This is a genomic window from Pseudorhodoferax aquiterrae, assembly GCF_014652235.1.
Taxonomy (GTDB): domain Bacteria; phylum Pseudomonadota; class Gammaproteobacteria; order Burkholderiales; family Burkholderiaceae_C; genus Pseudorhodoferax; species Pseudorhodoferax aquiterrae.
On the sequence record NZ_BMYK01000020.1, the window covers coordinates 93,961 to 116,334 of the forward strand.

Genomic DNA, 22,374 nt, shown 5'->3' on the forward strand with positions numbered 1-22,374 from the left:
ACCCGGGCGCAGCGCCCCACGCCGTTTTACTTCGCCGTGTAGATCTGGTCGAAGCTGCCGCCGTCGGCGAAGTGGGCCTTGTCGGCCGCGGCCCAGCCGCCGAAGGCCTGGTCGATCGTGAACAGGTTCAGCTTGGGGAACTGGCTGGCGTACTTGGCCTTGGCCTTCTCCGACACCGCGGGGCGGTAGAAGTGCTTGCCGGCGATGTCCTGGCCTTCCTCGGAGTACAGGAACTTGAGGTACTCCTCGGCCACGGCACGCGTGCCCTTCTTGTCGACGTTCTTGTCGACCACGGCCACGGCCGGTTCGGCCAGGATGCTCAGCGACGGGGCGACCACGTCGAACTTGGCGCCGAATTCCTTGTCGAGCAGGTAGGCCTCGTTCTCCCAGGCGATCAGCACGTCGCCCTGTGCGCGCTGCGCGAAGGTGATCGTCGAGCCGCGCGCGCCGGTGTCCAGCACGGGCACGTTCTTGTACAGCGCGGCCACGAACTCCTTGGCCTTGGCGTCGCTGCCACCGTTCTTGCGCTTGGCGTATTCCCAGGCCGCCAGGTAGTTCCAGCGCGCGCCGCCCGAGGTCTTGGGGTTGGGCGTGATCACGCTGACGCCAGGCTTGACGAGATCGTCCCAGTCCTTGATGCCCTTGGGGTTGCCCTTGCGCACGGCGAACACGATGGTCGAGGTGTAAGGCGAGGAATTGTGCGGCAGGCGCTTTTGCCAGTCGGCCGCCAGCCAGCCGCCGTTCTTCACCAGCGCGTCGGTGTCGCCGGCCAGGGCCAGCGTGGCCACGTCCGCATCCAGGCCGTCGATGATGGAACGCGCCTGCTTGCCCGAGCCGCCGTGCGACTGCTTGATCGTCACGTCCTGGCCGGTCTTGGCCTTCCAGTGCGCGGCGAAGGCCTTGTTGTAGTCCACGTAGAGCTCGCGCGTGGGGTCGTAGGAGACGTTCAGCAGCGTGACCGGCGCGGGCTGGGCCAGGGCGGCGCCCATGGACAGGGCCAGCGTGGCGCTGGAGAGGTGGCTCAGGAGGCGGCGGCGCGTTTGCATGGAGGACTTTCGCGGGATTCGTTGCAGATGCCGCGATTCTCAAAGTCCCCCCACCGAACAGGAACGATTGAATTTTCCCTAACTTATGCCTTTGGCGTCTAAGGCGTAGTTCGGTCAGGCCAGCACGCGCGCGATCTCGGGGTCACGCAGCGCCTCGCCGACGGCTGCCAGCACCGGCGCCGGCAGGTGCGGACGCAGCGCCTGCAGGTCGTCGTGGGGATCCTGTTCAGGCGCGTAGTCCTGCAGCGCGGTGAGTTGCCGGCGTGCGATGCGCTCGGCCAGGCTGGCGCACAGCGCCGCCAGGACCAGGCGCGTGGCCTGTGCCGGGGCAGGCGGCACGGCGAAGGCGACGCGCGCGATCGCGCGCGTGGGTGCTTCCATGGCCGCAGGCAGACCCCACTCCTGCAGCAGCAGCGAGCCGATTTCGCCCGACGACAGGCCCAGGCGTTGCTGCTCGACGAGCGCGCGCTCCTGCAGCCCCGTAGGAGATAGCGTGGTGCCGGCCTGCATGTGCAGCAGCGTGACCGCGGCGAAGCGGCCCAGGAAATGCAGCACCAGCTGGGTGCTCATGCCCGCCGCATCGGGCAGTTGCAGCCGCCTGGCCAGGGCCAGGCTCAGTTCGCTGGCGATGGCGCTGCTGCTCCACAGCACGTCGAATTCCTGGCGCAGCGCCGGCGCGGGCGTCGGCATGGCTTCGCGCAGCAAGTGCTGCAGGCTCAGGTTGCGCACCGTGTTCAGGCCCAGGAAGGTGATGGCCTGGCCGACGCTGGTGACGGCGCTGCGCAGACCGTACAGCGGCGAATTGACGGCCGCCATCACGCGCGCGGCGACCACGGGTTCGGTCATCACCAGCTCGGCCAGCTCGGTCGAGGAGGCGCGCGCCACGAAGTCGGGCGAGACCAGCGCGTGCAGCGCGCGCGGCGGTCGCGGCAGCTGGCGCAAGTCCTGCAGCAAGGCCTGCCGGCGCTCGGAATCCAGGTTCTCGTGCCGCACGAGCCGGCCATCCTCGGCGAGCGCTGTGTCGGCAAGCGCCGGCGTGGTCGGCGCCGCTGCCGGCGCGGGCGCAGACACCCGGGATGGCGCGGCGGCCCGGCGCGCGGCGGCCGCCGGGTGCCGCGGACCCGCGCCACGCCGCTGCAGCCACCACCACGCCAGCCCGCCGAGCGCCAGCACGACCACGATGAAGCCTCCGAGCATCGTCCGCCCTTCCGTGTTGTCCGCTGCATCTGCGCGAGGTGCGGCAGCGGTCTGCGCACCAATATACCCACACGCCCACGCCTGCGCGACGAGCGCCACGGCGCGGCGCTGCACCGCGGGCAACCCGCTGCTATCGTCGGCCCATGACCGCATCCACCAAGAGCGGGCCCAGCGCCCGCAAGCTCGCCGCGCTGACGCACAGCGATCCCGAGGCCCGCTTCGAGCTGGCCGGCATCGACCCTTCGGCCAAACCCTTTTCGAGCGGCGACAAGGCGCAGGACAAGGCCGCCGTCGAAGCCCTGGCGCTGGAGATCGACGCGCTGCAGAACCTGTTCTATGCCGACAAGCGCTTCAAGCTGCTGGTGGTGCTGCAGGGCATCGACACCAGCGGCAAGGACGGCACGCTGCGCGCCGTGTTCGGCCGCTCGAGCCCCTTGGGCGTACGCGCCGTGGGCTGGAAGGCACCGAGCGACCAGGAGAAGGCCCATGACGTGCTCTGGCGCATCCACCGCGAGGTGCCGGCTGCCGGCGAGATCGTGGTGTTCAACCGCAGCCACTACGAAGATGTGCTGGTGCCCGTGGTGCACGGCTGGATCACGCCTGAGCAGCAGCGCCAGCGCTACGCCCACATCAACGACTTCGAACGCATGCTTTGCGAAACTGGCACCGTCGTCTGCAAGTTCCTGCTGCACATCGGCAAGGACGAGCAGCGCGAACGCCTGCAGGCGCGGCTGGACGATCCGACCAAGCGCTGGAAATTCCAGTCCGAAGACCTGGCCGTGCGCGCCCAATGGGACGACTACCAGCGCGCCTACCAGGACGCCGTCGCGGCCACGGGCACGCCCTGGGCGCCCTGGACCATCGTGCCCGCCGACTCCAAGACGCACCGCAACCTCATGATCGCCACGCTGCTCAAGCGCAAGCTCGAGAGCCTGCAGCTGCGCTACCCGCCCGACGCACCGGACCTGCCCAAGCGGAAGATCGTGTGAGCCTTGCCGTCCAGGCGGTGCCGGCGGCCTGGCGCCAGCGGCTGATCCCGGTCGTCGTCGCCTGCCCGCTGTTCCTGCAGAACCTGGACACCTCGGTCATGGCGACCGCGCTGCCCAGCATCGCGCGCGCGCTCGACGTGCAGCCGCTGCGGCTGAACCTGGCCATCACGGCCTACCTGCTGAGCCTGGCGGTGTTCCTGCCGCTGTCGGGCTGGTGCGCCGAGCGCTTCGGCGCGCGGCGCGTGTTCTGCTGGGCCATTGGCCTGTTCGCGCTGGGCTCGGCGCTGTGCGGCATGGCGCAGACGCTGTCCCAACTGGTGCTGTTCCGCATCCTGCAGGGCATGGGCGGCGCGCTCATGGTGCCGGTGGGCCGGCTGATCCTGCTGCGCAGCGTGCCGCCGGCGCTGATGGTCTCGGCCATGGTCTGGTTCACGGTGCCGCCCACCATCGGGCGCATGCTGGGGCCGCTGTTCGGCGGCGCCATCGTGAGCTTTGCGTCCTGGCGCTGGATCTTCCTGGTCAACGTGCCCTTCGGGCTGCTGGGCATCCTGCTTGCGCTGCACTTCCTGCCCGGACCCCGCGCGGGCCAGCCGGCTGCGGCACCGCCGCCGTTCGACGGTGTCGGCTTCGGCCTGTTGGCGCTGGGCCTCACCGCGCTGCTGAGCGCGATCGAAACCGCGGGCAAGGGTCTGCTGCCGGGCGGGCTCGAATGGCCCATGGCCGGCCTGGGCGTGCTCGCGCTGGCCGGCTACGTCTGGCGCAGCCGGCGCATGGCCGCGCCGCTGATCGACCTCACGGTCCTGCGCCACGCGACCTACCGCGCCTCCATCGTGGGCGGCATGCCGCTGCGCATCGCGATCGGCGCCTCGCCCTTCCTGCTGCCGCTCATGATGCAGCTGGGCTTCGGCCTGTCGCCGCTGGAATCGGGCCTGATCACGGTCGCCACGGCCATCGGCTCGCTGGCCACGCGCGTGGTGGTCACGCGCACGATCGGCTGGCTGGGCTTCAAGCCGCTGCTGCTGGGCACCACGGTCATGACCAGCCTGGCCTATGCGAGCTACAGCCTGTTCACGCCGGCGACGCCGCATCCGCTGATCTTCGTCACCTTGATGCTGGGCGGCCTGGTCAACGCCATGGGCATGGTGGCCCTGCAGACGCTGGGCTACTCGGAGATCCCCAAGCCGCGCATGAGCCATGCCACCACCCTGGCGACGATGGCGCAGCAGCTCTCGCTCTCGCTGGGCGTGCTGTTCGGCGCAGCGCTGCTGGGCCTGGCCGCGCACTGGCGCGGCGGCGATCCGGCGCAGCTGGCCGCGGGCGACTTCGCGCCGGCCTACTGGTGCATCGCCAGCGTGACCCTGCTGTCGCTGCTGTGGTTCGCGCGGCTGGACCGCCATGCGGGGGCGGAGCTGCGCGGGCGCGGCGCCTAGGTTGCCGGCGACGGGTAGCGCGACAACCCCTGCCGGTCCATGACCACGAGGTGGCCGTAGCCGCGGCGGATGAGGCCAGCGGCCTCGAGCTCGGTCAGCGCGGTGTTCACGCGCTGGCGCGAGACACCGACCAGCCAGCCCAGTTCCTCCTGGTTGATGCGCAGCGTGGCGTCGGTGTTGGGATACAGCACCGGATGGAACAGGCCCGCGATGCCGCGCGCCGCGCGCGCCGTGGGCTCGAGCAGCCGGTCGAACTTGACCATGGCGATGAACTGGCCGAGCCGCTCGTTCAGGTGCGAGAGCATGAAGTGGTTGAACGGGATGCTGTGCTCCAGCAGCCAGCCGAAGGTCTTGCGTGGCAGGTGCACGGTCACCGTGGGCCGTGTGGCCATGGCCTCGTACTTGCGCTGCTCGGGCTTGAGCAGCGAGCCTTCGCCGAACCAGCCGCCTGGCGCGACGCCGGTGTACATGACCAGCTTGCCCTCCAGCGTCGTGTCCTGCACGCTCAGGAAGCCCTCCATCACGCCCACCCAGCTGTCGGCGATCTCGTCGCGCTGGCACACGTAGCTGTGCGCCTCATGGCGGCGCACGTACAAGGCCTCGAAGGCCAGGTCGCGCTCGGCCTGCGTGAGCGCGCGCGGCCAGCTGCAGCGCGCGAAGAAGGCCGCGAGTTCGGCGGGCGTGGACACGGCCCGCAGGTCAGGGTGTCGTGCAGCGGTAGTTGCTGGCCAGCGCCGCGGCGGCGGCATCGTTGGCCGGCCCCGTGTAGCGCGCGTACTGCGGGTACTGGCACAGCGGGCGCGTGAACTGCGTGCTGCCGCCGCTCAGCTTGCTCGCGGTGAGCGTGCCCGGCGCGGTGCCGTTGCTGACCCAGTCGTCCAGCGCGGCCAGCAGATCGGCGTTGTCCGCACCGGGCCCGCCCGCGCAATGGTTGACGCCCGGCGCGATGTAGTAGCGCGCGAACTGGTCCATCGCAGCCTGGCCGCCCACGGCGGCGGTGGCGGCCTGGTAGTAGGCCGTGGTGGCCTTGTAGCTCAGCGCCGCGTCGTTGCCGCCGTGCCAGAGGATGAGCTTGGCGTTGCTGTCCTTGAACGGGCGCAGATCGGCGTTCGTCGCATCGTTCAGCGCGGCCAGCGCATAGACGGCGTTGAGGTTGGCGTCCCAGGTGTAGGCCAGCGAGTCCTGCGCCGGGTTGCGCGCCAGGTAGTTCTTGACCGTCGTGTCCTGGAACAGGTACTGCAGCGCGCTGCGCACGTCGGGCGTGCCGCTGACCCAGGTGGCCCAGGCGCCGGGGTCGTCCTCGTTGCCGGTCAGGGCCCAACCCGCGTTGGTATAGGCGCCGCCAGCCCAGGAGGCCGGCGACGTCCACGAGCCGACGACGGCCAGCTGCGCGTCGGACAGGCAGGCGTCACCGGTGTCGGCACCGCCGGCGCAGCGCAGCACGGCGGGGTCGAAGCTGCAGGCCTGCGGGTTGCCGACCACGCCGTCGACGATGCCGTCGGCAGCGTCGCAGGCGTTGCGCACTGCGCCGGCCAGCGTGGCCAGCTTGGCCGGGCTGAAGCCGCCGCCCGGGGCGGCCAGGGCCTTTGCCGTGCGATTGAACTGGCCCATGAAGCCGACCCAGTTGTAGGCCGGCGCGCGCGCGATGATGCCGTCGAACAGGTTGGGGTTGCGCTGCGCCGCCATGAGCGCCTCGCGCCCGCCGTTGGAGCAGCCCTCGAAGTAGGCGCGGTCGGGCTGCTTGCCGTAGGCGGCCTGCACCATCTCGCGCGCGGAGGACAGCACCGTGGGCACCGACAGCGAGCCGAACAGGTTGGCGGCGTAGGTGTCGTTGAGCGCAAAGGCGGCCGACAGCACGTTGCCGCTGTGGCCCGAGTCGCTGTTCACGGTGGCGTAGCCCTTCTTGAGCGCGTTGAGGTTGTTGCCCGAGAGGTCGGGGATGGCACCGTTGTAACCGCCGCCGCCGCCGTAGTAGAGCTTGCCGTTCCACTGCTGCGGCAAGCGCAGTTCCAGGTTCAGCTGCGGCGCGATGGTAGCGTCGACCTTGCAGTACAGCGGCGCATCGCCACTGGCGGCGACGGTGCTGGCACCGCTCACCGTGGCGCCGGCGAGCGTCTTGCCCGCCAGGGCCGCGCAAGCCTGCTCGGGCGTGGCGGAGGGACCGCCTGCGCCATCGTCGCCGTTGTCGTCACTGCCACCGCAGCCCAGCAGCGCCGCGGCCGCCAGCGCGGACAGCGTGAACCTGAAAAAAAGCGGAAAACCGGGTTGGCCGTGCATCGCGTCTCCTCTCGTTGGTGTGGAAATGGCGCGGCCAGTGTGTCACGCGGTGCCCGCGCTGAATGTCAGCGGGCGAACAATTGAGCGCGCGCAATCCCGGGGGTTTTCCCCAGGGCCCGTAAGAGGTCAACCGCGGCGTGCGGCGCGTGCCTTGCGCAACCGGTAACCGAACTGGCGCAGCGTCAGCCCGAGCGCATGGGCCGCGCCCGCCTGTCGGTTGCCATGCAGGGCCAGCGCGTGCTCGAGCTCCTGCAGGCTGTGCGAGTGGGCGGGCAGATAGGGCCGCACCAGGGGGCGCACCATGTCGCCGCCCAGACGTTGGGCGGCCAGGGCTGCGAGCACGCGCAACAGTGCCAGGTCGTCGTCCAGCGTGCGGTCGGGCAGGCGGCTGCGGTGGCAGCTCAGCACGCCGACGGTGCGCGCGCCCACCTGGAGCGGCAGTGCCAGGAAGGCCTGGCCTTCGTCGGGCAGCTTGTCGCGCACCACGCTGCGCGCCAGGAAGCGCGGCTCCGCATCGATGTCGTGCACCAGCACGGCCTGGCCGCTGGCCAGCACCAGGCCCGTCACGCCTTCGCCGACCGCATAGACGCCGCGCTGCACCTCTTCGTCCGTGAGGCCGTGGGCCAGGTGGATGCGCGCGTGCGTGTCGCCCAGTGGCACCAGCACGATGCGCCCGCGCTCCAGGCCCAGCAAGGCGTCCATCTGCGCCAGCATGGCGCGCAGCAGCGGGTCGGGCGTGCCGGTTTCGCCGAGTTGCTGCATGAGCAGGCCCAGCAGCTGCAGTTCCAGCAGACGCCACTGCGCACCGGTGCGGGGCGGGGAGGAGGACGGGGGCGCCATGCCACTGCGGTGTGCAAGTCGCGTGCCGCCTTGGCGCTGCGTGCCGGGCTGTTTTGTAACGGCGCCGCGCTCTTTGTTTGATTGACTGTTTGTCTGACAATGAGATATGGTCAGACAAACCGACACAGTGGGAGGCATGCGCATGGATGAACTCGACTTTTCCGGCAAGACCGTGTTCGTGGTCGGCGGCTCCAGCGGCATCGGCAACGGCATCGCCCAGGCCTTTCTGCGCAAGGGCGCCACGGTGCACGTGGCCGGCACGCGGGCGCGTGCGGCCGACTACGCGGACTCACCCGATTCGCAGCTCGCGGGCCTGCACTACCACCGCATCGACGCGGGCGATACCGGCTCGATCGAGTCCTTCGTGCCGCCCTTCGACCGGCTCGACGTGCTGGTGCTGTCGCAGGGCCAGGTGCTCTACAAGCGCCAGGAGTTCAAGACGCCGGCCTTCAAGCAGGTGGTGGACGTGAACCTGACCAGCCTCATGACCTTCGCCGAGAAGTTCCACGCCATGCTCCAGGCCAGCCAGGGTTCCATCATCACGATCAGCTCGACGGCGGCCTTCCACGCCGTGCGTGGCAACCCGGCCTATGCGGCCTCCAAGGCGGGTGCGTTCGGCCTCACGCGCACGCTGGCCGATGCCTGGGCGCGCGATGGCATCCGCGTCAACGGCATCGCACCGGGCTTCGTCGCCACCAAGATGACGCGCGTGACCACGGACCATCCGGAGCGCATGGAGGCGGCCATGGAGCGCATCCCGCTGGGCCGCTTCGGCACGCCGAGCGACATGGCCGGCGTGGCGCTGTTCCTGGCCTCTCCATTGGCCGCCTATGTGATCGGCCAGACCATCCCGGTCGACGGCGGCCTGACATTGTGAAACCACCCCGTTTGGACTTCTCACTGCGTGTAGAAGTCCCATCCCCCTCCAGGGGCGCCGCCAGCGCCCGGGCAGAGCCCGTTGCGCGGCGTCTGCTGGCATGGACTGCTCCGCGGCCTTCTGAATCGCTGCTTGCGAGCCGGCTCTGTGCTCTGCGAGTGACGCGTCACTGGTCTGTTCCGCATTGCATTGAGGAGACACCCCATGTCCTGGGACTTCGAAACCGATCCTGAATTCCAAACGCAACTCGACTGGGTCGCGCGCTTCGTCGATGCGGAAGTCGAACCGCTCGAGCATGTGCTGGGCAGCCCCTGGGACATCCACGACCCGCGCTTCGCCAAGCTCGTGCGCCCGCTGCAGGAGCAGGTCAAGGCGCGCAAGCTCTGGGCCTGCCACCTGGCGCCGCACCAGGGCGGCCAGGGCTACGGGCAGCTGAAGCTCGCGCTGCTCAACGAGATCCTGGGACGCGCGCACTTCGCGCCCATCGTGTTCGGCTGCCAGGCACCCGACACCGGCAACTCGGAAATCCTGTCGCATTACGGCAGCGAGGCCCAGAAGAAGAAGTACCTGGAGCCGCTGCTGGCCAACCGCATCGTCTCGTGCTTCGCGATGACAGAACCGCAGGGCGGTGCCGATCCCAAGGTGTTCACCACGCGCGCCGTGCAGGACGGCGGCGACTGGGTCATCACGGGCGAGAAGTGGTTCGCCTCGAACGCGCGCTACGCCGCGTTCTTCATCGTGATGGTGGTGACCGATCCGGACGCGCCGCCCTACCAGCGGATGTCGATGTTCATCGTGCCCAAGGATGCGCCGGGCCTCACGATCCTGCGCAACGTGGGCCTGGCCGACGAGCCCGTGCCCACGCACGGCTACCTGCGATTCGACGGTGTGCGCGTGCCGGCCGCCGACATGCTGGGCGCGCCGGGCGAGGCTTTCGCCGTGGCGCAGACGCGCCTGGGCGGTGGCCGCATCCACCACGCCATGCGCACCATCGGCCAGGCGAAGAAGGCCTTCGACCAGCTCTGCGAGCGCGCGCTGTCGCGCACCACCCAGGGCGAATTGCTGGCCGACAAGCAGATGGTGCAGGAGAAGATCGCCGACTCCTGGTGCCAGCTCGAGCAGTTCCGCCTGCTGGTGCTGCGCACGGCCTGGCGCATCGACAAGTACAAGGACTACATGCAGGTGCGCAAGGACATCGCGGCGGTGAAGGCGCTGATGCCCAAGGTGCTGCACGACATCGCCGAGCGCGCGCTGCACATCCATGGCTCGCTCGGCGCCTCGCTCGAGATGCCCTACACCGACCAGCTGGTGCTGTCCTACCACATGGGCCTGGCCGACGGGCCGACCGAGGTGCACAAGGTCACGGTGGCCCGCCAGGTGCTGCGCGACTACCAGGCCTGCACCGATTTGTTCCCGGCCTACCACCGGCCGCGTGCCAGGGCGGCGGCCGAGGCCAAGTACCGCCATTTGTTCGGCTGACGGTGGCACAGGCGGTGGTGCAGCCCTGGGCCGATCTGGTCGACCTGGATCGGCTGGCGGATTGGATGGATGGCCAGGGCCTGGGCAGCGGGCCGATCGCCCAGGCCCGGCCCCTGACGGGCGGCACGCAGAGCGTGTTGCTGCGCTTCACGCGCAGCGGGCGCGACTACGTGCTGCGGCGTCCGCCAGCCCATCCGCGCGCCGACGGCAACAAGACCATGCAGCGCGAGGCCCAGGTGCTGGCCGCGCTGGCCGGCAGCCTTGTGCCGCATCCTGGCCTGATCGCGGCCTGCGCCGATCCGCAGGTGCTGGGCGCGGCCTTCTACCTCATGGAGCCTGTGGAGGGCTTCAACGCGGCCGTGGCGCTGCCGCCGCGCCACGGGGCCGAGGCGCCGCTGCGCCAGCGCATGGGCCTGTCCATGGTCGATGCGCTGGTCGAACTGGGGAGGATCGACCACATGGCCGCGGGCCTCGCGGGCCTGGGCAAGGCCGAGGGCTTCCTCGAACGCCAGGTGCCGCGCTGGCGCGCGCAGCTGGAGAGCTACCACGACTACGCGGGCTGGCCCGGGCCGGCGGAGATCCCCGGCATCGCCACCGTGGCGGACTGGCTGGAGCGGCGCCGGCCCGCGGATGCCCGCCCCGGCATCCTGCACGGCGACTTCCACCTGGCCAACGTGCTGTTCGCACCCGACAGTGGCGAGCTTGCGGCCATCGTGGACTGGGAGCTCGTCACCATCGGCGACCCGCTGCTGGACCTGGGCTGGCTGCTCGCCACCTGGCCCGAACCGGCGGCCGAGCCCGCGCCGCTGTTCCGCATCCAGCCCTGGCAGGGCTTCGCCACGGCCGAGGAACTCGTGGCGCGCTATGCCGCGCACGGCCAGCGCAGCGTGGCGCACATCCTCTGGTACGAGGTGTTGGCCTGCTACAAGCTGGGCCTGATCCTGGAGGGCACGTACGCGCGCGCCTGCGCGGGAAAGGCCAGCCGCGCGACCGGTGAGCTGCTGCACAGCCACACGCTGGCGCTGTTCCGGCGTGCGCTGCGGCGGCTGGAGCAACGCGGCTGAGCTTGGCGACAATCGCCCCTTTTGAATCGCGGAGAGCGGCATGGCGGAAGGCGGGGCGGCACGGCAGACCACGGAGGCGGGACCGGCGTTCGCCTTCGACAAGCTCAAGCGCGTGCCGTCCTACCGCATGCTGGCCGAGGCGGTCACGCTGCAGATCCTGGACGGCCGGCTGCGCGCGGGCGATCCGCTGCCGACGGAGGCCCAGCTCTGCGAGGCCTTCGGCGTCAACCGTTCCACCGTGCGCGAGGCCGTGCGCGTGCTCGAGGAAGCCAGCCTGCTGCGGCGCGAGACCAGCCGGCGCTTCGTCATCAGCCACCCCTCCAATGCCGACCTGGGCGTGCAATTCGAGCGCATGGTGCTGCTGCAGGAGATCAGCTTCCAGGAGCTCTGGGAAACCGTGCGCGCCGTCGGCCCGGCCATGTCGCGGCTGGCGGCCGAGCGTGCGACCGGTGCCCAGCTGGACGCGCTCGAAGCCCACCTGGCACTGCTGCAGCAGGCCGTGGACGCGCACACCTCGCTGGTCGAGCCCAACATCGTGTTCGACGACATGGTCGCGCGCATGAGCGGCAACCGCGCCCTGCTGCTGGCCCACGAGACCATGTGGCGCCAGATGTACCCGCGCTACCAGGCGGCCGTGTTCGACCACGTGCCTGCGGCCAGCAAGCGCATGCTGGAATCGCGGCGCGCCCTGCTGGCCGCCCTGCGCCGGCGCGATGCGGACGAAGCCGAGCAGTGCACGATCCGCCACATCGTGGACTTCAAGCGCGGTTACGAGCTGGCCCAAAAGCAGATCGCCGCGCCGCAGGCCGCCCCGGCGGCGCGTCCCAAGGCGGTGCGCAAGAAAGCCTGACTCAGCCCTCTTCCGCGAAGCGCGCCCGCACCGCCTTCTTGTCGAGCTTGCCGATCGTCGTGACGGGCAGCTGATCGACGAAGCGGATCTGCTTGGGCGCGCAGACGGCGCCTTTGTGCTCGCGCACGAGTGCGATGAGCTCCTCCGCCGGGGCCGAGTGGCCCTGCTTGAGCACCACCATGGCCCGCACCTGCTCGCCCCACTTGGGATCGGGCACGCCGACCACGGCGGCCGAGGACACGGCTGGGTGCAGCGCGAGCACGTCCTCCACCTCGCGCGGGTAGACATTGAAGCCTCCGCTGATGACCATGTCCTTGGAGCGGTCCACGATGTAGAGGTAGCCGTCGGCATCCTGGCGCGCGAGGTCGCCCGTGTAGAGCCAGCCGTGGCGCAGCGCCTTGGCCGTCTCCTCGGGCTTGTTCAGGTAGCCGGCCATGACCAGCGGGGAGCGCACGCAGACCTCGCCGACCTCGCCCTGGGGCACCTCGCGCCCCTGCGCGTCCAGCAGCCGCAGCTGGTTGCCGACCACCGGCAGGCCGCAGGAGGCCAGGCGCGCGGGGTGGTGGTCGGGATCGTGGTCGCGCTGGCGCAGCACCGTGATCATCATGGGCGCCTCGGACTGGCCGTACAGCTGCATGAACACAGGCCCGAAGCGGCCCATGCCCTCGACGAGCCGGTTCGGCAACATGGGCGCCGCCCCATAGGCCACCATCTGCAGGCTGGACAGATCGGCGTCGGCCAGCCGCGGGTGGTCCAGCAGCACGTAGAGCATGGTGGGCACCAGGAAGGTGGTGGTGATGCGGTGGCGCGCGACGAGGTCGATGAACTTGTCGGCGCCGAACCCGTGCGTGAGCACCACGGTGCCGCCGCGCAGCAGCGTGGGCAGGATGAAGGTGCCGGCCGCGTGCGTGATCGGCGTGAGCAGCAGGGTGCGCACCTCGCGTGGCCAGTCCCAGTCCGCCAGCTGCATCAGCGTCATCGCCACCTGCACGCGGTGGGTGTGGATGACGCCCTTGGGCACCCCCGTGGTGCCGCCGGTGTAGACCAGCACGGCCACGTCGTCGGCGCTGGCGCGCGGCTGCAGCGGTGCCGGGGCGGCGCTGCGGCACAGCGTGTCGAGATCCGTGCCGGCCTCCGTGGGGGCCAGCCAGAACACGCGCGCGATGCCGGTGCGTTCGACCAGCCGCTCGCCGCGCTCGCGGAACAGCTCGGGGTCGATGAACAGCGTGCCCACAGCGGCGTCGGTCAGCAGGTAGGCCTGGTCGTTCTCGGAGGCCGTGGGATTGATCCAGGCCACGCGCAAGCCCATGAGGTAGCCGGCGCACGAGACCAGGAAGGACTCGGGCCGGTTGCCGGACAGCGAGGCGATGGTGTCGCCCTTCTTCAAGCCTTGGGCGTCGAGCGCTGCGACCAGGCGCGCCAGCTGGGCGCCGAAGGCACGGTACGTGGTCTGGCGCTCGCCGTGGACGAAGGCGATGGCGTCGCCGCCGCGCCGGATGGCGGTGACGATGAGCTCGCCCAGGGAGCCGAATCCGGTAAGTTCAGGTGCCATGGTGGGATGTGCTGCGCGTGGACGCAGAGAGGACTGCTTGTCAGACAGGAAGACGCGATCCTGCGGCGTCGAGGACCGGCGCGCGAGGCCGGCGCATTGAAGATGGTCCTGACGCCGGACTGATCAATCCCCGATGGGCTCGCCCAACAGCGTCCACTTCGTGCCGTCGAAGCGCTGCATCTGCAGCTTCTTGTAGGGGTTGTAGTCGGTGGGCGAGTAGGTGAGCTTGACGCCGGGTGTGAGCATGGGGGCGGCGTAGTCCAGCGAGGTCAGCGTCTTGAGCAGGCCCTCGCGCGTGAGGTTCGGGCCGGTCTCGCGCAGCGCATGTTCCAGCGTGTTGGCCGCGATGTAGGCGAACACGTTGCTCATGTTGGCCAGATCGCCCTTGGGGTAGTACTTCTTCATCCAGGCCAGCCAGTCCTGGAAGTCCTTGTCGTTCGCCCAGCGCGTGTCGGTCGGGTCCTTGATGGCGGTGGCGGTGATGATGCCGGTGGCCTTGTCCAGCCCGGCGTTGGTGAAGGTCGGCGAGACGTTGGCCGAGATGTAGCTCATGTAGATGGTGGGCTTCCAGTTCAGGTCGGCGATCTTGCGGATGGCCTGGCTGGACTGCTTGGACAGCGAGCCCAGCAGCAGCACGTCGACCCCGGCCGACTTGAGCGCCACGATCTGCGAGTCCACGGTCGGGTCGGTCACTTCGTAGCCCTGCTCGCTGACGACCATCTTGGCGGCCTTGTCACCCAGGCCGGCCTTGATGCCGCGCAGGTAGTCGCGGCCGAAGTCGTCGTTCTGGTAGAGCACGCCGACCTTGGCGTTGGGCTGGTTCGCCAGGATGTGCTTGGCGTAGATGCGCGACTCGCCGTAGTAGGTCGGCAGGTAGGGCACGGTCCAGGGCAGGTCCTTGGGGTTCTGGAACAGGTGCGAGCCCGAGTTCACGAAGAACTGCGGCACCTTCTTGGCGTTCAGGTACTTGGTGACCGACGAAGACGCCGCCGTGCCCTGCGGCGCGAAGACCATGAACACGCCTTCCTGCTCGACCAGCTTGCGCGTCTGCTCGACCGTCTTGGCCGGCGTGAACGCGTCGTCCAGGGGCAGCCAGGTGATCTTGCGGCCATGGATGCCGCCGGCCTCGTTGAGCCGCGTGAAGTAGGCCTCGGTCGAGGCCGCGACCACGCCGTAGGCCGAGGCCGGCCCGCTCAGCGGCTGGGTCGAGCCGATCTTGATCTCGGTGGCGGTGATGCCGGGTGTCTGGGCGGCGCAGGGTGCGGCCCAGGCCGCGAGGACGGACAGGCCCAGTGCCAGGGCAGGGATGCGCATGCGCATGCTTCGTCTCCTTCGTTGGTGGTGCGCCATGGTCGGAAAGCCACTGGCGGCACGCATCGTCCGAAGCGACGAATCACATGGCGGCGGCGCTCAGGCGAAGGTGATCCAGCCCGCGTGCTCGGGGTGGTCCAGGTGCGGCAGCGTGTTGTAGGTCAGCAGCACGTGGCGACTGGGGGTGTAGACGAACTCCGTCACGGCGCTGTTGCGGATGCGCATGTTGAGGTCGATGGTGGTTTCGGGCGCCGTGCCCAGCACCTGGCCCACCGCCGTGGAGATCGGCCCGCCGCTGGAGACCAGCAGCACGTTGCCGGTGTGGCGCGTGCGCACATGTTCGAGCACGGCCGCGATGCCGTCGCGAAATTCCACGTAGGTCGGCATGCCCTCGGGCTGCACGCGGCCGGCCATCCAGGCGGCCAGGCCTTGGCGCAGCAGGCGGAAGTGGTGCTTGTACAGCTCGGGCGTGGTGGGTCTGGCCAACGCCTCGGGGTGCACGGTGGCGATCACGGCCGCGCTGTCGTACTCGTTCAGGCCGGGCCAGGCCGCAGGTTCGGGGGGCAGCGGCGTGCCGGCGGCCTCCATGCCTTGCCGGATGCCGGCGAAGGTTTGCGCATGGCGGCGCAGCGTGCCGGTCAGCGAGGCCTCGAAGAGGATGCCCTTGAACGCGAAGTACTCGCCAAGGCGCACGGATTGGCGTTGGCCTTGTTCGCTGAGCTGGTCGTAATCGTCGGCACCGAACGAGGCCTGGCCGTGGCGCACGAGGTAGAGGGTTCCCATGGCGGGCGACTGTACGGCTGCGGATGGCTTGCGCTGTCACGGCAGCGACGCGGCCAATGGCCGGGTGTTACCATGGTGTCACTTGATTTGGAGGTCCGACCCATGTCGACGACGTCGTTGAAACTGCCCGAGGATGTCAAGCAACTCGCAGCGGCTGCGGCGCAGCAGCATGGCGTGACGCTGCACGCCTTCATGGTCGAAGCCATCCGCGCAGCGGCCGTTGCCGCCGAGCGACGTGCGGCTTTCGTGGCGGATGCGCAGGCTGCGCGTGCGGAGGCCTTGGAGTCGGGCAAGGCCTTCGACGCCGACGAGGTGCATGCCTACCTGCGGGCGCGCGCGCAAGGGCAGGCGGTGCCGCGGCCCAAGGCACGGACGTGGCGCGGCTGAACTATGCGCGGCGCGCGCTGGCGGACCTGGAGCGCCTGACCGATTTCCTGCGTGCGTCGGACCCTGCGGCCGCCGAGGTGACGGTGGCCCTGATTGCCGAGGCAGTGCAGATCCTCCGAAACCACCCCTTGATCGGACGCCCCGTGGAAGACGGGCTGCGCGAACTGGTCATCTCGCGGGGGCGCTCGGGCTACCTGGCGCTGTACAGCTTCGAAGAGGCCGCCGACACCGTGCTGGTCCTGGCCATCCGGCACCAGCGCGAGGCCGGCTACCAGTCCTGAGTCACTTGCGCTCGATCAGCGCCACCCGCAGCGCCAGGAACGCCAGCACCGAGCCCATCACATAGCGCTGCGCGCGCATCCAGGCCGCGCTGCGCGACAGCAGGCCCGTGATGCCGGCGGCCCCGAAGATGACCAACGTGTTGACGGCCGCACTGGCCGCGATCTGCACCGTGCCGAGCTGCAGCGCCTGCAGCAGCACGCTGCCGTGCTCGGGGTGCAGGAACTGCGGGAAGAAGGACAGTGTGAACAGCGCGACCTTGGGGTTCAGCAGGTTGGTCAGAAAGCCCATGCGCAGCAGCGTGGCCGTGGAATGCGCGGGCAGCTGGCGCGTCTGGAACGGGCCGCTGCCGCCGGGCTTGAGCGCCTGCCAAGCCAGCCAGGCCAGGTAGGCCGCGCCCAGGGCTTTGATGGCACCGAACGCGAAGGGCACGGCCAGCAGCAGCGCCGTGAGACCGAAGGCCGCGGCCAGCATGTGCACGACGAAGGCCGCCAGGACGCCGGCCAGCGAGACCAGTCCCGCGCGGCGGCCCTGGCTCAGCGTGCGCGAGACGCCGTACAGCATGTTGGGCCCGGGCGTCAGCGCCATGGCCAGCGTGGCCAGGGCGAACCAGCCCAGATCGTGCAGGGGAACCATCGTCACTCCCTGGTGGAAAGCACATCGGCGAACACGGGGGCGTCCACGTTGCCGCCGCTCAGCACCGCACCCACGGCCAGGCCACGCAAGGCCGCGCGCTCCTGCAGCGCGGCCGCGAATCCGGCTGCGCCCGCGCCTTCGGCGACGTTGTGCGTGTCCACGAACAGCGCCTGCATGGCGGCGGCCACTTCCGCGTCCGTGACCTGCACCACATGGTCGAGGCCGCCGGCCAGGATGGCCAGCGCCTGCGCGTTAGCCACACGGCAGGCCATGCCGTCGGCGAGCCGGGTCGTGACGGGCGCTTCGACGACGCGGCCTGCGGCCAGCGAGTCGGCGTAGGTCGTGGCGTGTGTGCTGACCACGCCGACGATGCGCACGCCGTGGCCCAGTGCGCGCTTGGCCGCGATGGCCGCGCAGGCGCCCGAGCCCTGGCCGATCGGCACATAGGCCACGTCGAGCTGCGGCACGGCGCGAAGGAACTCCAGCCAATAGGTCGCCACGCCCAACAGCAGGGCCGGATGGAAGCTCGGCACCATGTGGGCGCCGCGCGCGGCCGCCAGGCCGATGGCGTGTTCACGGCTTTCCTGGAAGTCCTGGCCGTGCTCGATCAGCGTGACGCCCAGCGCGCGCATGGCGGCGTTCTTCTCGACCGAGTTGCCATGCGGCACGACGATGGTGCAGGCGACGCCGTGGGCGCGCGCGGCCCAGCCGATGCTCTGCCCGTGGTTGCCGCGCGTGGCGCTAACGACCTCTGCCGGCAGGGCGCCGGCTGCCGCGAGCGCGGCGAAGTAGGTGAGGCCGCCGCGGATCTTGAATGCGCCGACCGGCGTGTGGTTCTCGTGCTTGAGCCAGCAGTCCGTGCCCAGCCGCTGGCTGGCCAGTGCCCAGCGGTGCTGGGGCGTGGCCGGGATGGCGCCGTGGACCAGCGCGGCGGCGCGTTCGATCTCGGCCAGCGTGGGCAGGGCGGCGGTCATAGCGTGACAGTGCCTTCGATGCACACGACGGAGTGCCCGCCCACCCAGACCTGTCCCGCGCCGTCGCGCGCGATGTGCACCATGCCGTCGCGCCCCAGGCAGGCGCCCTGCGTGGCCAGGTAGGGCGCGGCGATGTGCTCGTCGGCGATCAGCCATTGCGCGAGGCTCGCGTTGAGGCTGCCGGTCACGGGGTCTTCGGGGATGCCGGCGGCCGCCGCGAATGCGCGCACCACCAGGGCCGGCGCGGGTGCCGCTGCCGGCGCGGAGCTGCCGAAGGCGCGCGCTTCGCGGTTGCCGCGTGCGATCAGCGGCGTGGCGGCCGCGCCGTCCAGCGCGGCCACGCCGACCTTGTGGCCCAGCGCCTTGAGCACGGCATGGTCGGGCTGCAGGCGCAGCACCGTGCTCGGGTCGTCCAGCAGCAGCGTGAACCAGACCGGGCCGTTGTCCAGCATCTGGCTGCTGACGATCTGCGCGGCCTTCAAGCCCAAGGCCGAAGCCACCTGGGCCAGCTCGGTCGGGCGGGGCGCGCTGCGCTTGAGGGCCGGTGCCGCGAAGGCCAGGCGCTCGCCCTCGCGCCGGATGCGCACCAGGCCCGCGCCGCACTGCTGCACGATGGTCTCGCCGTTGCGAGGTCGGCCGCCCGCGGCCAGCCAGGCGTGGCAGCTGCCCAGCGTGGGATGGCCCGCGAAAGGCAGTTCGCCGCCCGGCGTGAAGATGCGCAGCCGGTAGTCGGCACCGGGCTCGGTGGCCGGCAGCACGAAGGTGGTTTCCGACAGGTTGGTCCACTGCGCGAATCGCTGCATCTGCGCGTCGGTCAGGCCGTGGCCGTCGAGCACCACGGCCAGTGGGTTGCCGTAGTAGGGCTGGTCGGTGAAGACGTCGACCTGGCGGAAAGGGCGGGACGAATGGCTCATCGGAGACTCACGAAAGGCTCATGTCGAGCACGCCGACGGCGCCGGGCCGGTCGCACAAGGCCTGGTACCAGCGGTCGAGGTGGGGGCGCGGCGTGCGCGCCAGGGGCAGGGCATACCAGCGGTGGATCTCGCAGGCGACGGGGATGTCGGCCATCGTGAAGTCCTCGCCGGCCAGGTAGGGGCGGCGCGCGAGCTCGGCGTCCAGCAGGTCGAGCAGCGGCTCGGTCTCGGCCACGGACTGCGCGATCAGCGCATCGTCGCGCTGCTCGGCCGGCGTGCGCACGAGCTGCAGGAAGGCGTTGCGGCCGGCCGGGTTCAGTGTGGTCTGCTGCCAGTCCATCCACATCTCGGCCGTAAAGCGTGCGGCCAGCGGCTCGGGATACAGCGTGCCCATGGCGTGGCGCGCGCAGAGGTAGCGCACGATCACGTTGGATTCCCACAGCGTGGCCTCGCCGTCCTCGAGTAGCGGCACCATGCCGTTGGGGTTCTTGCTGCGGTAGTCGGGCTCGGTCACCAGCCCGAAGTGGCCGCCTGCGTCGGTGCGCTGGGCCGACAGGCCCAGCTCCTGCACGGTGAAGACCACCTTGCGCACGTTGATGGAGCTCATGCGGCCCCAGATGTGGAGCGTCATAGCTGGACCGCCGCGGCCGACCGGGCGCTGCGCTGGGTCTCCATGGCTTCGCGGATGGTCTGCGCCAGGGCCGCGATGCCGATGTCGATCTGGCTCGTGCTGGCCGTCACGAAGGACAGGCGCATGGTGTTGCTCTCGGGCGCCTCGGCGTAGAAGGCCGCGCCGGGCACGAAGGCCACGTTGCGCTCCACGGCGCGCGGCAGCAGCGGCACGGTGTCCAGGCCGGCCGGCAGGCGCAACCACAGGAACATGCCGCCCACCGGGCGGCTCCACTGCACGCCTTCGGGCATCTCGCGTTCCAGCGCGGCCAGCATGTGGTCGCGCTGGCTCTTGTACAGCGCACGGATGGTCGGCACATGGCGTTGCAGGAAGCCGTCCTGCATGACCTGGGCCACCATGCGCTGGTTGAAGCTGGGGCTGTGCAGGTCGGCCGCCTGCTTGGCCTGCAGCAGCTTGGGGTAGAGCGCGGGCGGCGCCACCATGAAGCCCAGGCGCAGACCCGGCGCCAGCACCTTGGAGAAGGAGCCCAGGTAGACACAGCCCTCGGGATTGCGCGCGCTCAAGGGCGCCGGCGGGGCCTGCTCGAACCACAGGTCGCCGTAGGGGTTGTCTTCCAGCAGCGGCACGCCGGCCTGGTCGGCCGCGGCCACCACGGCGGCGCGGCGCGCCTCGCTCATGGTGCGGCCCGTGGGGTTCTGGAAGTTGGGCAGCAGGTAGGCGAAGCGCGCGCGGTCGGCACCCTGGCCGGCCTTGGCTGCCAGGTCGTCGGCACGCACGCCTTCGTCGTCGCTGGCCACCGCCACGGCCACCGGCTCCATGGGCGTGAAGGCCTGCAGCGCGCCCAGGTAGGTCGGCGTTTCCACGAGCATGCGGCTGCCCTTGTCGAGCAGGATCTTGGCGATCAGGTCCAGCCCCTGCTGCGAGCCCGTGGTGATCAGCACCTGCGAGGGCGCGACCTTCCAGGGCAGGTTGGCCGCCACCATCTCGCGCAGCGGGCCGTAGCCTTCGCTGGCGGCATACTGCAGCGCGCCGGTGCCGTCCTCGGTCAGCACCTTCTCGCAGGCGGCGCGGAACTCTGCCACCGGGAAGGTCTTGGGCGAGGGCAGCCCCCCGGCGAAGCTGATGATGCCGGGCTTCTCGGTGACCTTGAGGATTTCACGGATCACCGAGGGGTTCATCTTTTCGGCGCGTGCGGCCAGGGTCCAGGACATCATGTGCTCCTTGAGGCGGTCTTGGTTGTTGCTGTGGAAGGGTTGCGGGCGAGATTCTTGCCCAGGACGACGGTGGCGACCACGGCCGCGGCGAATCCCAGCGTGACGGTGTCCAGCGTCTCGCCCAGCAGCGGCACCGCGGCCAGGATGGACAGGAAGGGTTGCAGCAGCTGGGTCTGGCTCACACGCAGCGCGCCGCCCAGGGCCAGGCCGCGGTACCAGGCGAAGAAGCCGATCCACATCGAGAACACGCCCACGTAGACGAAGCCGGCCCAGGCGCTGGGCGCCACGGGCGTGGCGGGCCACAGCCAGAGCATGGCCGGCAGCGTGAGCGGCAGGGCCAGCACGCAGACCCAACAGATCACGCGCTCGGCGCCGAGCTCGGGGGTGACCTTGGCGCCGTACACATAGCCCAGCGAGGCCGCGACGACGGCGCCCACCAGCAGCAGGTCGGCCCATTCGAAGCCGAAACCGCCGCCGTGCTGCGCCGCGCGCAGCACCGAGAACGCCACCACCAGCGCGCTGCCGGCCGCAGCGCAGAGCCAGAAGCCGAGCGCGGCCCGCTGGCGCATGACCGCCGCCGCGACGGCCGCCGTGGCCAGCGGCAGCAGCGCCGTGACCACGGCCGCATGGCTGGCCGTGACCACGCGCAGCGCATAGGCGAGCAGCAGCGGGTAACCGACCACGTTGCCGAGCACGGCCATGGCCAGCGGCCCCAGGTGCCGGCGCGCTGGCAGCGGCGAGCGCGTGGCCAGCAGGAACAGCACCGACAGGCCGCCGGCCAGCGCGGCGCGGCCCAGTGTGACGAACCAGGGCGAGAGCTGCGGTGCGGCGGCCGTGCCCGTGGCCAAGCGGGTCATGGGCAGGGTGACCGCGAACAGTGCCACGCCGAGCACGCCGAGCCACAGCCCGAGGTTTTCGTCGCGCGTGGTCACGCGCTTGCCTTCGCCTGCAGCATCCAGACGGCGGTGAGCACCAGCACCGCCGCCATCAGCCGGTTGAACCACAGCAGCCGCCGGCCCTGCGCCAGCCACTGCCGCAGCAGCGCGCCCATCAGCGCGTAGCTCAGGTTGCTGAAGAAGGCGAAGCACAGCATCAGCGGCAGCACGACGGCCAGCCGGGGCAGCAGGTCCTCGCGGCCTGCGATCCAGCCGGCGACGATGGCCAGCGCCAGCATCCAGGCCTTGATGTTCACGAACTGCAGTGCGATGCCTTGCACGAAGCCCACGTTCAGCCGGCGCGCATCGGCCTCGCCGAGCCGGGCGCTGCGGGCGAGCTTGAATGCCAGCCACAACAGGTAGGCCACGCCGAACAGCTTGATCCCCAGCGCCAGCGCCGGCTGGGCCAGCACGAGCGCACCGACGCCGGCCGTGCTGAGCAGCAGCACCAGGCCCCAGCCGGCCGGCACGGCCCAGATGAAGGGCATGGCATGGCGCAGGCCGTGGTTGGCCGCCAGCGCCGACGACAGCGTGGTGTTGGGCCCGGGCGAGAAACTCATCGCCGTGGCCAGCAGCAGCAGGGCACTCAGTTCGCTTGCGTTCATGGAGATACAGACTCTATAGTTCGAACCAACACACTACCAATACAGTTTGTGCTGCTCTCGGCCCTGCTGTATTGCCCGACAGGCCGATACATCAGGATACCTTC

At 70.2% G+C, this 22,374-nt stretch carries 23 protein-coding genes; 8 read left to right on the forward strand and 15 right to left on the reverse strand.

Annotated elements, in window-relative coordinates; all coding sequences use genetic code 11:
- Positions 1 to 26: 26 nt before the first annotated feature.
- Positions 27 to 989 (reverse strand): sulfate ABC transporter substrate-binding protein, encoded by a 963-nt coding sequence (locus tag IE209_RS24235; protein WP_229883024.1) that lies wholly within the window; start codon positions 987 to 989, stop codon positions 27 to 29.
- 171 nt (positions 990 to 1,160) lie between these two features.
- On the reverse strand, positions 1,161 to 2,243 hold the full coding sequence (locus IE209_RS24240) for an HDOD domain-containing protein (protein ID WP_189689455.1): 1,083 nt from the start codon (positions 2,241 to 2,243) through the stop codon (positions 1,161 to 1,163).
- A gap of 143 nt (positions 2,244 to 2,386) precedes the next feature.
- Between IE209_RS24240 and IE209_RS24245 the strand changes: the two genes are divergently transcribed.
- Both IE209_RS24245 and IE209_RS24250 read left to right on the forward strand, forming a co-directional pair.
- Complete coding sequence (locus IE209_RS24245) at positions 2,387 to 3,232, forward strand: PPK2 family polyphosphate kinase (RefSeq protein WP_189689456.1); 846 nt, start codon at positions 2,387 to 2,389, stop codon at positions 3,230 to 3,232.
- Positions 3,229 to 4,662, forward strand: coding sequence for an MFS transporter (locus tag IE209_RS24250; protein ID WP_229883020.1), 1,434 nt, complete (start codon positions 3,229 to 3,231; stop codon positions 4,660 to 4,662). Before IE209_RS24245 ends, IE209_RS24250 begins: the two co-directional genes overlap by 4 nt.
- Here the strand turns inward: IE209_RS24250 and IE209_RS24255 are convergent.
- The 3 genes from IE209_RS24255 to IE209_RS24265 all read right to left on the reverse strand — a co-directional run bounded on the left by IE209_RS24255 (position 4,659) and on the right by IE209_RS24265 (position 7,779).
- On the reverse strand, positions 4,659 to 5,351 hold the full coding sequence (locus IE209_RS24255; RefSeq protein WP_229883021.1) for a Crp/Fnr family transcriptional regulator: 693 nt from the start codon (positions 5,349 to 5,351) through the stop codon (positions 4,659 to 4,661). The two genes, IE209_RS24250 and IE209_RS24255, sit on opposite strands and share 4 nt — an antisense overlap.
- 10 nt (positions 5,352 to 5,361) lie before the next feature.
- Positions 5,362 to 6,939, reverse strand: a complete 1,578-nt coding sequence (locus IE209_RS24260) for a tannase/feruloyl esterase family alpha/beta hydrolase (RefSeq protein ID WP_189689458.1) — start codon at positions 6,937 to 6,939, stop codon at positions 5,362 to 5,364.
- A gap of 126 nt (positions 6,940 to 7,065) precedes the next feature.
- Positions 7,066 to 7,779 carry a GAF domain-containing protein gene (locus tag IE209_RS24265; RefSeq protein WP_189689459.1) on the reverse strand — a complete coding sequence of 238 codons (714 nt, stop codon included), beginning with the start codon at positions 7,777 to 7,779 and terminating at the stop codon, positions 7,066 to 7,068.
- Between the two features lie 142 nt (positions 7,780 to 7,921).
- On the opposite strand from IE209_RS24265, the gene IE209_RS24270 reads away from it, so the two are divergent.
- The 4 genes from IE209_RS24270 to IE209_RS24285 all read left to right on the forward strand — a co-directional run bounded on the left by IE209_RS24270 (position 7,922) and on the right by IE209_RS24285 (position 12,049).
- A complete protein-coding gene (locus IE209_RS24270) occupies positions 7,922 to 8,656 on the forward strand; it encodes an SDR family NAD(P)-dependent oxidoreductase (RefSeq protein WP_189689460.1) in 735 nt (244 codons plus the stop codon).
- A 204-nt stretch (positions 8,657 to 8,860) separates the two neighbouring features.
- Positions 8,861 to 10,135: an acyl-CoA dehydrogenase family protein gene (locus tag IE209_RS24275; RefSeq protein WP_189689461.1), complete on the forward strand. Its 1,275-nt coding sequence runs from the start codon at positions 8,861 to 8,863 to the stop codon at positions 10,133 to 10,135.
- Positions 10,136 to 10,137: 2 nt separating this feature from the next.
- Positions 10,138 to 11,199, forward strand: coding sequence for a phosphotransferase family protein (locus IE209_RS24280; protein WP_229883022.1), 1,062 nt, complete (start codon positions 10,138 to 10,140; stop codon positions 11,197 to 11,199).
- Between the two features lie 40 nt (positions 11,200 to 11,239).
- On the forward strand, positions 11,240 to 12,049 hold the full coding sequence (locus tag IE209_RS24285; protein ID WP_189689462.1) for a FadR/GntR family transcriptional regulator: 810 nt from the start codon (positions 11,240 to 11,242) through the stop codon (positions 12,047 to 12,049).
- 1 nt (position 12,050) lies between these two features.
- On the opposite strand, the gene IE209_RS24290 is transcribed toward IE209_RS24285, so the two are convergent.
- The 3 genes from IE209_RS24290 to IE209_RS24300 form a co-directional block, all read right to left on the reverse strand.
- The gene (locus IE209_RS24290) at positions 12,051 to 13,601 is read right to left on the reverse strand and encodes an AMP-binding protein (RefSeq protein ID WP_189689463.1); all 1,551 of its coding nucleotides are present in this window, start codon (positions 13,599 to 13,601) and stop codon (positions 12,051 to 12,053) included.
- 123 nt (positions 13,602 to 13,724) lie between these two features.
- Positions 13,725 to 14,921, reverse strand: coding sequence for an ABC transporter substrate-binding protein (locus IE209_RS24295; protein ID WP_189689464.1), 1,197 nt, complete (start codon positions 14,919 to 14,921; stop codon positions 13,725 to 13,727).
- Positions 14,922 to 15,011: 90 nt separating this feature from the next.
- Positions 15,012 to 15,695, reverse strand: a complete 684-nt coding sequence (locus IE209_RS24300; RefSeq protein WP_189689465.1) for a histidine phosphatase family protein — start codon at positions 15,693 to 15,695, stop codon at positions 15,012 to 15,014.
- 102 nt (positions 15,696 to 15,797) lie between these two features.
- Between IE209_RS24300 and IE209_RS24305 the strand changes: the two genes are divergently transcribed.
- Positions 15,798 to 16,082 (forward strand): hypothetical protein, encoded by a 285-nt coding sequence (locus IE209_RS24305; RefSeq protein ID WP_189689466.1) that lies wholly within the window; start codon positions 15,798 to 15,800, stop codon positions 16,080 to 16,082.
- The gene (locus IE209_RS24310) at positions 16,070 to 16,363 is read left to right on the forward strand and encodes a type II toxin-antitoxin system RelE/ParE family toxin (protein WP_189689467.1); all 294 of its coding nucleotides are present in this window, start codon (positions 16,070 to 16,072) and stop codon (positions 16,361 to 16,363) included. The genes IE209_RS24305 and IE209_RS24310 overlap by 13 nt, the downstream gene beginning before the upstream one ends.
- Before the next feature lies 1 nt (position 16,364).
- Here the strand turns inward: IE209_RS24310 and IE209_RS24315 are convergent, their stop codons facing one another.
- From IE209_RS24315 to IE209_RS24345, 7 genes are read right to left on the reverse strand one after another with little or no spacing between them, the layout of a single operon-like run.
- Positions 16,365 to 16,997, reverse strand: a complete 633-nt coding sequence (locus IE209_RS24315) for a LysE family translocator (RefSeq protein ID WP_189689468.1) — start codon at positions 16,995 to 16,997, stop codon at positions 16,365 to 16,367.
- A gap of 2 nt (positions 16,998 to 16,999) precedes the next feature.
- Positions 17,000 to 17,971 carry a threonine dehydratase gene (locus tag IE209_RS24320; protein WP_189689469.1) on the reverse strand — a complete coding sequence of 324 codons (972 nt, stop codon included), beginning with the start codon at positions 17,969 to 17,971 and terminating at the stop codon, positions 17,000 to 17,002.
- The gene (locus tag IE209_RS24325; protein WP_189689470.1) at positions 17,968 to 18,885 is read right to left on the reverse strand and encodes a PhzF family phenazine biosynthesis protein; all 918 of its coding nucleotides are present in this window, start codon (positions 18,883 to 18,885) and stop codon (positions 17,968 to 17,970) included. The genes IE209_RS24320 and IE209_RS24325 overlap by 4 nt, the downstream gene beginning before the upstream one ends.
- 7 nt (positions 18,886 to 18,892) lie before the next feature.
- Positions 18,893 to 19,516 (reverse strand): glutathione S-transferase, encoded by a 624-nt coding sequence (locus IE209_RS24330; RefSeq protein ID WP_189689471.1) that lies wholly within the window; start codon positions 19,514 to 19,516, stop codon positions 18,893 to 18,895.
- The gene (locus IE209_RS24335) at positions 19,513 to 20,730 is read right to left on the reverse strand and encodes an aminotransferase-like domain-containing protein (protein ID WP_189689472.1); all 1,218 of its coding nucleotides are present in this window, start codon (positions 20,728 to 20,730) and stop codon (positions 19,513 to 19,515) included. The genes IE209_RS24330 and IE209_RS24335 overlap by 4 nt, the downstream gene beginning before the upstream one ends.
- Complete coding sequence (locus tag IE209_RS24340; protein WP_189689473.1) at positions 20,727 to 21,662, reverse strand: DMT family transporter; 936 nt, start codon at positions 21,660 to 21,662, stop codon at positions 20,727 to 20,729. Before IE209_RS24340 ends, IE209_RS24335 begins: the two co-directional genes overlap by 4 nt.
- Positions 21,659 to 22,270, reverse strand: a complete 612-nt coding sequence (locus IE209_RS24345) for a LysE family translocator (RefSeq protein WP_189689474.1) — start codon at positions 22,268 to 22,270, stop codon at positions 21,659 to 21,661. Before IE209_RS24345 ends, IE209_RS24340 begins: the two co-directional genes overlap by 4 nt.
- Positions 22,271 to 22,374 lie beyond the last annotated feature (104 nt).

Bases quoted from the DNA above. Each gene is read 5' to 3' on its own strand.
- IE209_RS24235 (WP_229883024.1), bottom strand. From the start codon at position 989: ATGGGCGCCGCCCTGGCCCAGCCCGCGCCGGTCACGCTGCTGAACGTC.
- IE209_RS24240 (WP_189689455.1), bottom strand. From the start codon at position 2,243: ATGCTCGGAGGCTTCATCGTGGTCGTGCTGGCGCTCGGCGGGCTGGCG.
- IE209_RS24245 (WP_189689456.1), top strand. From the start codon at position 2,387: ATGACCGCATCCACCAAGAGCGGGCCCAGCGCCCGCAAGCTCGCCGCG.
- IE209_RS24260 (WP_189689458.1), bottom strand. From the start codon at position 6,939: ATGCACGGCCAACCCGGTTTTCCGCTTTTTTTCAGGTTCACGCTGTCC.
- IE209_RS24265 (WP_189689459.1), bottom strand. From the start codon at position 7,779: ATGGCGCCCCCGTCCTCCTCCCCGCCCCGCACCGGTGCGCAGTGGCGT.
- IE209_RS24270 (WP_189689460.1), top strand. From the start codon at position 7,922: ATGGATGAACTCGACTTTTCCGGCAAGACCGTGTTCGTGGTCGGCGGC.
- IE209_RS24275 (WP_189689461.1), top strand. From the start codon at position 8,861: ATGTCCTGGGACTTCGAAACCGATCCTGAATTCCAAACGCAACTCGAC.
- IE209_RS24285 (WP_189689462.1), top strand. From the start codon at position 11,240: ATGGCGGAAGGCGGGGCGGCACGGCAGACCACGGAGGCGGGACCGGCG.
- IE209_RS24290 (WP_189689463.1), bottom strand. From the start codon at position 13,601: ATGGCACCTGAACTTACCGGATTCGGCTCCCTGGGCGAGCTCATCGTC.
- IE209_RS24295 (WP_189689464.1), bottom strand. From the start codon at position 14,921: ATGCGCATGCGCATCCCTGCCCTGGCACTGGGCCTGTCCGTCCTCGCG.
- IE209_RS24300 (WP_189689465.1), bottom strand. From the start codon at position 15,695: ATGGGAACCCTCTACCTCGTGCGCCACGGCCAGGCCTCGTTCGGTGCC.
- IE209_RS24305 (WP_189689466.1), top strand. From the start codon at position 15,798: ATGTCGACGACGTCGTTGAAACTGCCCGAGGATGTCAAGCAACTCGCA.
- IE209_RS24315 (WP_189689468.1), bottom strand. From the start codon at position 16,997: ATGGTTCCCCTGCACGATCTGGGCTGGTTCGCCCTGGCCACGCTGGCC.
- IE209_RS24320 (WP_189689469.1), bottom strand. From the start codon at position 17,971: ATGACCGCCGCCCTGCCCACGCTGGCCGAGATCGAACGCGCCGCCGCG.
- IE209_RS24325 (WP_189689470.1), bottom strand. From the start codon at position 18,885: ATGAGCCATTCGTCCCGCCCTTTCCGCCAGGTCGACGTCTTCACCGAC.
- IE209_RS24330 (WP_189689471.1), bottom strand. From the start codon at position 19,516: ATGACGCTCCACATCTGGGGCCGCATGAGCTCCATCAACGTGCGCAAG.
- IE209_RS24335 (WP_189689472.1), bottom strand. From the start codon at position 20,730: ATGATGTCCTGGACCCTGGCCGCACGCGCCGAAAAGATGAACCCCTCG.
- IE209_RS24345 (WP_189689474.1), bottom strand. From the start codon at position 22,270: ATGAACGCAAGCGAACTGAGTGCCCTGCTGCTGCTGGCCACGGCGATG.